This is a genomic window from Streptomyces sp. NPDC048106, from assembly GCF_040706415.1.
GTDB lineage: Bacteria > Actinomycetota > Actinomycetes > Streptomycetales > Streptomycetaceae > Streptomyces.
In genome coordinates this window covers 107,808-116,580 of the sequence record NZ_JBEZND010000029.1, presented here as the reverse complement: position 1 = coordinate 116,580, position 8,773 = coordinate 107,808, and the positions used below count along the sequence as shown (strand labels likewise).

The following is an 8,773-nucleotide window of genomic DNA, read 5'->3' as shown; positions in this document are numbered from 1 at the left end:
GGCATCTCCCGCCTGCACAACCTCGTCCTTGCCGGGTGACGCAGAAACCACCAGGTCACCCGGCACATCAAAGATCATTTACGGGACAGCCCTTACATTGGTCGGCTCATGCGTGACCTCTTCGCGCATGAGGGTGGAAACCTCCTCAGTGCTCTTTCATTCTCTTTGGTACCCTATCTGTCACTCATCGTCCATGAGTCAGCTCGTAAACTGCGGCATGTCGATCCAGCAGCCCTGGCATTGCTCTCTCCAGAGGTCGCTGCAATCAGCGCCCGCTCCCGGCATAGCCTGAAGCTCTTTGAAGACACGAAGTGTGGCATTGACGGCCAACTCGGGTACTTCCGAGATGAGATCTTGCCCCCACACTCAGAGAGATTCCTTAATAACACTTGGCTGTGGTTGGCACGCCGCCTTGAGGCCGACCTCGGCCTGTACTGCTACGGCGGAAGGCTCATAACGACAACGCATGCCGCAACTTTCCATCCCGGCATCGAACCCAAGAAGCTGATCGCAGAGGGGGCTGGCCCGTACACCAAGGCGACGTTCGAGGAGTACGGCCAGTACTTTGGGGCGTTGGGTGCACGTCTCGACTCCTCCGGTGAGGACACCTTCATTAAACACCTGAATGCGGCCGAGTTGGACGATCCGAGCGACGTTTCGCAGTAGCCGGTACTACAGCCGTGTGTTTAACGGGACAGATACGCCAGATATCAACGGCGTCATCACGGGATTTCAGGCAATGATGAATTTTGTCGACGCAGTCGTGACTGCGGGATCCAATATCCAAGAGCTTGAATACACGGCGTTCAAGATTCGATATCTTTGCTTGTATACCGTTCTTGCAAGCTTGCGCCGGTTGCATGTTGATACTCGCTACCCGCTCACCATCGAGTCCAAGTCTATTCTGCTGAGAATTTTGGATAGTCCCGAAGCGCTCATTGTGACCGATCCGGCTTCCAAGCCCTTCCGCAACACCCTCATGCACTACAATTTGAACGCTCGGGTGGACGTCTCCATGGTAGATGTCACGCAGCCACTCTTTGGGCTAGTGCCTATTTACTTCCCCTCATACGGCGCAGCCACGTTCGCTGAGCTCGTTGACCGGTGTGTCAAGAGCGCTGCTGCCATACTCAATGGCTGGGCAGCTGCAAGTCGCTGACAGCCGGGACTCAAGAGCCTTAGTACTCTAGTGAGAGTTCGTGTTCTGAGCTGGTTCTTCTTCGGTAGTGGCATCGGTGGGCGGTGGCTTGGTGATGTCTGCGCCAGTGGGACCAGTTCAGTGCGTGGTCTCGTGGATGGACTCGGGGTCGGGGGCGGGTCCAGAGAATGTCCAGGAGCCTTCGGATCTCAGCCACGGTGAGGACGGCGATGCTGGTGGGGTCGTTTCTGCAGCCCCCTTTGCGGCCTCGTCGGCGGCGAGGCCGGCAAGGAAGGCGTGAGCGAGCATGGCCAGGGTGATGTGTCGGTACCAGCCTGTGTAGCGGCGGACTTCATACTCGTCCAGCCCGCATTCGTTCTTCGCGGTCTGGAAGCATTCCTCGATCGCCCACCGCATCCCGGCCACTCGGGCGAGGTCGGCAATCGTGCAGGCCACGGGCGCGTAGGCGAAGTAGTAGGCGATCTCCTCGGGGCGGCTCAGGCTGCGGCGGGCCAGGACCCAGCGGTGGTGGGTGGGCTCGTCGCCGTCGAAGAAGCTGATCGCCGGCAGCCTGGCACTGGCCCAGTCATAGACCCGCGGGCGCTTGGCGCCGTTGCCGCAGGAGATCCGTTGCCAGGCATCCTTGGGTGCTTCGCTGATGAGTTCGTCGATCCGCCAGAACCCCGCCAGGCTCTTGACCTGTTGCGACTTCGGGACCGTGACCACATATCCGACGCCGAGTTCCTCCAGCAGGCGCCTGAACTTCCACTCCTGGCCGTAGGCCTCGTCCGCCGTGACCCACTCCGCGGGCAGGCCCGCGGCCAGAGTTCGGGTGACCATCGCCTTGGCGAGCTCGCCCTTGGTCGCGAAGGCCCGCTCATCGGGAATTTTCGCCGCCCGGCACCGCTCCCGGTCGGCCGTCCACGCCTTGGGCAGATACAACTCCCGGTCTACCAGGGCCCGTCCGCGTTCGGTGGCGTAGGCGGCGAACACCCCGATCTGGCAGTTGTCGATCTTTCCGGAGGTGCCGGTGTACTGCCGGCCCACCCCCGCCGACGTGCTGCCCTTCTTGATGAACCCGGTGTCATCGATGATCAGCACACCACCCGGGCCGAGCCTCTCAGTGACGTAGTCCCGCACATCGTCGCGGACCTCATCCGGGTTCCAGCGGGCCCCTGCCAGCAGATGCTGCATCCCGGCCGGATCACGGTGACCTGCCCATTCCGCGAGCTGCCAGCTGTTCTTCCGGGCCACCGAAGACAGCAATCCCCGCACATACCCCCGCATCCGCCACCGCAGATCCACCCGCGAAAACCGGCCCGCAACCCGCCCGAACAACGACTCCAGCTCCGCCGCCCACACCTCGGCGTCAACCATCCCCACCATGCCCTGACAACGACACACACCAGCTCAGGACACGAACTCTCACTGGAGTATTAGGCTTCGTCGCGTCATGCACCGGTATGCACGTATGCCGCCCACAACGACGGCGCTGCTCGGTACTGGTCCCGCAGCTTCAGCACCATCTGGTGGAGGGCTTCAGCGGATCGGGTGGTTTCGAGCCCGCCCGACTCGTTGCTGAGCAAGTCGTAGAAAGACGCTGCGGCCTGTTCCGCGACGGCGTCGTCAATCTCCCAGAGCGTACCAATGACATGCCGGAAGCCCGCCAGCTGGAATGCACTGGTCAGTTGGATACCTTCATCCATGATATCGGTGTTGGTGTTTGCCGCGGTACTGCAGGCCGAGAGATAGGCGAGGTCTGCGGAGTCGAGGTTGATCCGAGCGAGGCTCGCCACGGTCAGCGGGTCGGACCGGTGGTCGCTGAGCAGGAGACGGCTCCGTGATGGGTCCGTCCGGTCGGTGATCCCGTGACAGGCGAAATGAACGATGACGCTTTGTTCCAGCGCAGTGAGGACTTTTTTCTTCGTCGGGTTCTCAGCACTGGCTCGAGCGTCGGGATGTGCCGTCGCGATGAAGGTCTGCGGGGAAGGAAGACGACGGCTCACCAAGTCTGCTTCGGCCGCAGCCTTCACCAGCGGGGCGCCGTTCGGTAGATCGGGTGTGATGGGCATGGCCACGATTACCGATCGACGATCGGCGGGAGGCACACCTCGCACGATCCGCCGCGCGTGACGCAGCGCACCCATGCTGGGTGCGTAGGAGGAGATCACCCGGTCCAACACCGTGCGGCCGTCCTGCTGGCCCTCCGGGTCTCGGTGGTATCCGGCGGCATGGAGGGGCAGGAGTCCGAGAATCCCGCCTGGGATCCACCAGACACGCGGCATCGGTGCATCGGGCGACGGGGGAGAATCCAGGCCCAGCCTTACGAGAACCGGCTCAGCAACGACATCCCAGAGCCACTCCAGAATCGCCGAGACATCACGTTGTGCCTGGACTCTCTCCGTCCGAAGAGCCTGCGGGTCGGCCGCCGTGGCGAGGGCTGTGTAGAAGGCGTTGATCCGTTCGGCGAGCGACTCGGCATCAAGTCCTTCGAGGTGGATCCTGCTGACGCCGTTCCCCGTCACTGCAATGGCATCGCTGCCGTACCCGCTGACGTTGAAGAGCACTACAGGTCCCAGTTGAGCTTCCTTGATCAGGTCATCAGCGGTCGGTTGGCGAAGGAAATCCGCGAAGCCATCCAGTGACCGCACCTGTGAGATCAGCTCGGCAAGGTCCAGAGCTGCTCGATGCCTGCCGAGTTGCTGCGTCGTATCCAGCGTGCTGGTTCGCTTGGGGGCGCCTGCCTCTATCGGAAGGGCGAGGTCGGTGTCGAGTACATCGGTCAACGCAGTGAACCGGTCCGCGATACGCGGGTGGGACAGCCGAAGGTCCGTCAGGTCTGTTCTCGTTTCCAGTGCCTGCCCCAGCAGGATCGCGCGCCCCGACTCCAACAGGATCAGTGCTCGCTCAACCGCAGAGGATTCAGGCGGTTCCGAGCCGGAGCAACCCAGAACCAGCGCTGCGGCGTCACCGGCGAGTCCAGACAGTTCACCGAGCTCGTGCTGCTGGTCGCTTCGCCGCAGCCACCGCTCAGTAACCATTGGCAACAACTCGACTGCGTCAGCGAGCAGTTCGGCACCACGCGCCGGGTCCGAGTCTGCGAGCAGTGCCGTGGCCGCCCTCGCGGCACGGATCCGAGTGGCTGGCGCACCCGAGGTGAGCTTCAGCGCTGCCTCGAAGACGCCGACCGCCTCCTCCCTGCCATGACCGGTTGCAACAAACCGGGCGTTCAGGGACACGCCGAGATTGGCTAGCACAGCCGTCAGCGAGGGCTGGTCTGCCTGGCTGGCTGCAACCGCCTGCCAGCCGGTTTCGATCGCGGACTCCAGGTCGCGCAGATTTCGGGTGGCCGTGAATCGCGAACGCAGCGCGCCGCCCAGGTTGGAGATGAAGCCCGCGCGCTCGGGGTGGCCGGCCGGGGTGACATCCACGGCCTGACGGAGCCGTTCGATAGCATCATCCAGGTCCCGTACGTTGCCGGTGAGCCCGTACCTCGCCGCCAGGGAAAGCGCGTGGTTCGACAGCAAGAGCCCTCGATCGGAACGGTCGGCCAGCGTGAGACGCGTGGCCTGGGTGTTCGCTTGAACGGCCGCGTTCACGTCTGCCTCCGCACCGGTGCGCCAGAATCTCGCCTGTAGGGCTCCACCGAGGTTGGACAGGTACATCGCCCGGTCGGGGTGGTTCTGCGGCGTCGCCGCGACCGCCTGCTCTCCGTACGAGATCGCGGCGTCCAGGTCAGCCAGGGCGCCAGACCGCCTGAACCTGTCACCCCGGGCGAGGGCAAGGTTGGACAGGTAGCCGGGCTTCCCCGGGTGGCCCTCTGGTGTCGCCTTGACCGCCTGTTCTGAGAAGGCAATGGCGGCCTCCAGGTCCGCGATTGCCCCGGCAAATCGGAACCGGGCGCTCAATGCGATGCTGAGGTTGGACAGGTAGGTCGCCCGCTCGACGTGACGGGTCGGCGCCAGCTCGACCGCCTCCCGCAGAGCTTCGATGGCACTCTCCAGATCCGTAGCCATCGCCGTCAGCCGGAATCGCGCCTGCAGCGCGCCACCGTAGTTGGACAGCGCCTCCGGTCGCTCGGGGTGCCCGATCGGGGTGGCTGCCAAGGCTCGGCCGAGGGCGTCAACGGCATCATCGATGTCCTGCACCGCCCCGCCGGCTTCAAATCTGGTCTGCATCGCGTGCCCGAGACTGCCGAGGGCTCCCCGCAGCAACAAGGAGTCGGCCGGTGCAGCGTCGACCGCACGCCGTCCCAATGCGATGGCCTGGTCCAGATCCTCCGCTTCCCCGGACTGTTCGAACCTGATCCGATGAGCAACGCCGAGGTTGGATAGACATCCGGAGAGTACAGGGTCTTGGGGCTGGGCCAATTGCACTGCCTGACGATGCCTCTCGACAGCCTCGTCCAAGTCTTTCAGGTCCCCGTTGCATCCGAAAGCGATCAACAACGCCTCACCGAGAGCCGATGACAGGGCTGGTGTGATCGTGGCGGCCTGGTCCACCGCCTGCCTAGCGGCACCGAGGGATGCGTTGAGATCTGCTGGCGCGCCTGCAGATCTGAAGCGGGTGAGCAACGCCCCGCTCAGTAGTGCCAGAGCAGCGCAACGTTGCCCGTCTCCAGCCGGAACAGCCTCAGCTGCCCGTTCGAGGACGGCGATCGCCTCGTCGAGGTCGAACAGCTCGCTGCGGCGTTGGAATCGCTCCTGGAGGGCCACCGCGAACGTGGACAACGCCTCTCCCAGCAGTGGCGAGTTCGGGAGGCCGGCAGCGACGGCCCGCTGCATGTAGTCAAGGGCCTGATCGAGATCGGTAAGTTCCTGAGAGAGTGTGTACCTGTTCCACAGGCAGGAGCCCGCGTTGTACAGAAGCCCTGCGGGCGGGGAGTGGTCCGCTGGAGTGCTCCTTACCGCGTCCTCGGCGAAAGCGATGGCAGCCTCCTGGTCCGCAGAATCGCCGAGTAGGTCGAACTGCCTTTGCAGGGCGGTACTCAGATGTGACAGGCGCACAGCTCGCATGGAGTCATCAGGCGCGGTGGCCGCAACGATGCGGTGCCACAGCCGGCTGACCGCGCGAACCGTGTATCGATCAACGGCGCTAAGAAGATGGGTCGCGTTGATCGCGGCACCGTCGACGATGGCAGGGAACAGGTCCCCGGGTAGGGGCTCGACGTCGGCGATGAAGCATCGTGCGAACGCTGCGACAGCCGCGAGAAAGTCATCGCGGCTCGTCCCCAGCTCCTGAGCCTTGAAGCGGTAGAAGTGCACCCAACCCAGCACCAGCCACCCCTCGATACCACCCTCCCCTTTCCGCAGGCTCTGTTCGAGCCGCTGCGCGTTCACGAGTATCTCGGGCCGTAGCGCTGCTCCCGGATCTGACGAGCGGGCCGAACGCAGGTGGTTCATAGCGGTGTTCAGATGGTCCTGGTACAAGGCTGCTCCGGGGTGCATTGCGCAGGAGGGTTGTCCAGCGATCGTGACAGCCGTTGAGAACCGTGTCCGGACGAACCAGGAACTGACGCATCATCAGTGAGGCTGCTCTTCCGTGGGTCTGGCCCCAAGCACCGTCCGACCTCGTCCGACGCTCCTGCAGTATCGTCATCTCGGGCTTAGCTCCATGCGCGGCAGGAAGTACCGAGTTGGAGCAGCGACACTTGGGAGGGCGAGTGACCGACAGGTCAGAGGACGACCTTGCAGACGTGGTTGCGTACGTATGCAAAGACGCGGTGGGGATCCGCGAAGCGCTTGAGCCCGCAACGGGACCGTTGGACCAGCTCCTGGTCGCGGTACGTGCCGGCGAGGATGTCACCGCTCTCCTGAATGCCCTTCATGTGGCCTTGCAGCAGCGGGTGATGCCCTGGGCGTGTACGGCCACAGCCGATCTCCTGCGAGTGGTGTGCGGCTCACTGGGGTCGCAGTCTCCCGACCGAGGGAAGCTCTCCTACTCTGCCCGACCGGACGTTGCACCCGGCATGACTGGCCAGAACCGGCCGCCTCCGCGCCGGTCTGTGCCATCGATAGCCTGGTGCTGCGCCAGACGTGGCTCTGACATGGGTGGCCTCTTGGCGACGCTCGGCAGCAAGTTCGCGGAGCGCTGGCTGTCCCTGCTGGTCCTCCCCGGTGCATTGTTCGTGTCGGCCGCCACGGCTGCCCGCGTCCTCGGTCAGGGCCATGCGCTCGATCTGACCCGGTTGGTGCGCGAGGTGAAGCACTGGCCAACCGCGGTGAGGGCGGGCGGCCTTGCCGGCCTGATCGTGACCATGTTGGCTCTCTTGCTTGCGGCCGCTGCGGCCGGGCTTGCCGCCCAAGCCCTCGGCTCGGCTTGTGAGTACTCCGTACTGGCAAGCCGATGGGATTCCTGGCCCACCCCGTTGCGGCAGATCGCTCAGCGGTGCGTCAACAACAGGCGCCACAGATGGGAGCGCGAACGGGCCCGCTATGCGAGGGAGATGGACGCTGCCGCGCGCCGCAAGGCCCTTGCAGCCCTGACCGGGCGACACGCCGGGCCGGGACAGCAGACGCAAGTCGGGCCGGACGTGCTCCTCGATGCCGCGTATCGACGAATGACGCGTGTCTCCGAGTTCGAACCCCAGCGCCCCACCTGGACCGGTGACCGGATCAATGCCATTTCAGTCCGCTTTGACGCCGCATACCGTCTCGATCTCGGAGTCGTCTGGCCATCGCTGTGGTTGACCTTGCCTGATGTTGAACGCACTGAGATCAACGCGGCCCGTGAGGCCCTGCAGCGCGCCACCACTCTGGCTGGCTGGGGGGTCCTCTACCTCGCGCTGACAGTGATCTGGTGGCCGGCTTTGATCATCGCGGCTGTCACTTCGACCACTGCCTGGCGCCGCTCCCGCGACGCCGCCGACACCTACGCGCATCTCGTTGAGGCGAGCACTCAGTTGCATGCCCACGCGCTTGCCCGCCAGCTCGGGGTCGGCGGCTCCGAGGCCGAGGAGCACCTTACCTCCGAGACGGGGTGGAGTCTCACGCTCCTTCTACAAGGGCGTGGTCAGGGCACCGTGTCTCGTGACGCGCACGCGCCGACAACCAGCCTGCCTTGACTGCACGGTGGCAGCAGCTGCCACGTTCGTGAACTACCACGGAGGAGGGTGGTCGGGCTCAAAGCATGTTCCCATGCCCGCGGAGCGTACTGCAGCGCCTGAGCGGTCCCGCTAGGTCGTGCCACCACACGTGTCAGAGGGCTGTCGCCTGCCTCCCCCCGGGCGGGGGTCTGGTCCGTGACTGGTCCGGGGGAGCCCTTGTGCAGGTCGACCATCGACCTGAGGCAGCCTGTTGCTTACCCAGAGTGACTCCGGTGTCGGCTGCCTGGAGCGTAACGGCGCCTCCAGGCAGCCGACTTCAGGCTCTAGAAGAACCCGCGTTTCTTCGCGCTGTAGGAACAAAGAACGTTGTTCGTCTGCTGGTGGTACACCCCTGCCATGGCTGCTGACCTGCGACTTCGCAGAGACGACGCGCGAGCGTCGTCTGAAGCGAGGCACGCGGTAAGGGAACCGCCCCCTGCGGATCAGGTCGTACCTCTTTGCTCGCGAAACCCAAGAGCCTTGCGGCGTCCTCCACGCTCCCCATTCCGTTCCACATCTCAGAGAGTTGCTAGCCGAGCACGATGAGGTCT

6 protein-coding genes are annotated in these 8,773 nt (G+C 64.3%); 3 read left to right on the top strand and 3 right to left on the bottom strand.

From position 1 onward, the window contains the following. The first annotated feature begins 108 nt into the window (after positions 1–108). Positions 109–666: a hypothetical protein gene (locus AB0927_RS26960; RefSeq protein ID WP_366670299.1), complete on the top strand. Its 558-nt coding sequence runs from the start codon at positions 109–111 to the stop codon at positions 664–666. A gap of 16 nt (positions 667–682) precedes the next feature. Continuing rightward, a complete protein-coding gene (locus tag AB0927_RS26955; RefSeq protein ID WP_366670298.1) occupies positions 683–1,159 on the top strand; it encodes a hypothetical protein in 477 nt (158 codons plus the stop codon). 117 nt (positions 1,160–1,276) lie between these two features. Here AB0927_RS26955 and AB0927_RS26950 read toward each other — a convergent pair whose 3' ends face one another. The 3 genes from AB0927_RS26950 to AB0927_RS26940 form a co-directional block, all read right to left on the bottom strand. Continuing rightward, complete coding sequence (locus tag AB0927_RS26950; protein ID WP_366670297.1) at positions 1,277–2,515, bottom strand: IS701 family transposase; 1,239 nt, start codon at positions 2,513–2,515, stop codon at positions 1,277–1,279. A 74-nt stretch (positions 2,516–2,589) separates the two neighbouring features. After that, complete coding sequence (locus AB0927_RS26945; protein ID WP_366670296.1) at positions 2,590–6,540, bottom strand: CHAT domain-containing tetratricopeptide repeat protein; 3,951 nt, start codon at positions 6,538–6,540, stop codon at positions 2,590–2,592. 272 nt (positions 6,541–6,812) lie between these two features. Then, on the bottom strand, positions 6,813–6,965 hold the full coding sequence (locus AB0927_RS26940) for a hypothetical protein (protein WP_366670295.1): 153 nt from the start codon (positions 6,963–6,965) through the stop codon (positions 6,813–6,815). Between the two features lie 231 nt (positions 6,966–7,196). Between AB0927_RS26940 and AB0927_RS26935 the strand changes: the two genes are divergently transcribed. Further along, entirely contained in the window at positions 7,197–8,201 is a 1,005-nt protein-coding gene (locus tag AB0927_RS26935) for a hypothetical protein (protein ID WP_366670294.1), read from the top strand. Positions 8,202–8,773 lie beyond the last annotated feature (572 nt).

Excerpts from the sequence above, each read along its gene's own strand:
- AB0927_RS26960 (WP_366670299.1), top strand. The coding sequence starts at position 109 with ATGCGTGACCTCTTCGCGCATGAGGGTGGAAACCTCCTCAGTGCTCTT.
- AB0927_RS26940 (WP_366670295.1), bottom strand. The coding sequence starts at position 6,965 with ATGAAGGGCATTCAGGAGAGCGGTGACATCCTCGCCGGCACGTACCGC.
- AB0927_RS26950 (WP_366670297.1), bottom strand. The coding sequence starts at position 2,515 with ATGGTTGACGCCGAGGTGTGGGCGGCGGAGCTGGAGTCGTTGTTCGGG.
- AB0927_RS26945 (WP_366670296.1), bottom strand. The coding sequence starts at position 6,540 with ATGAACCACCTGCGTTCGGCCCGCTCGTCAGATCCGGGAGCAGCGCTA.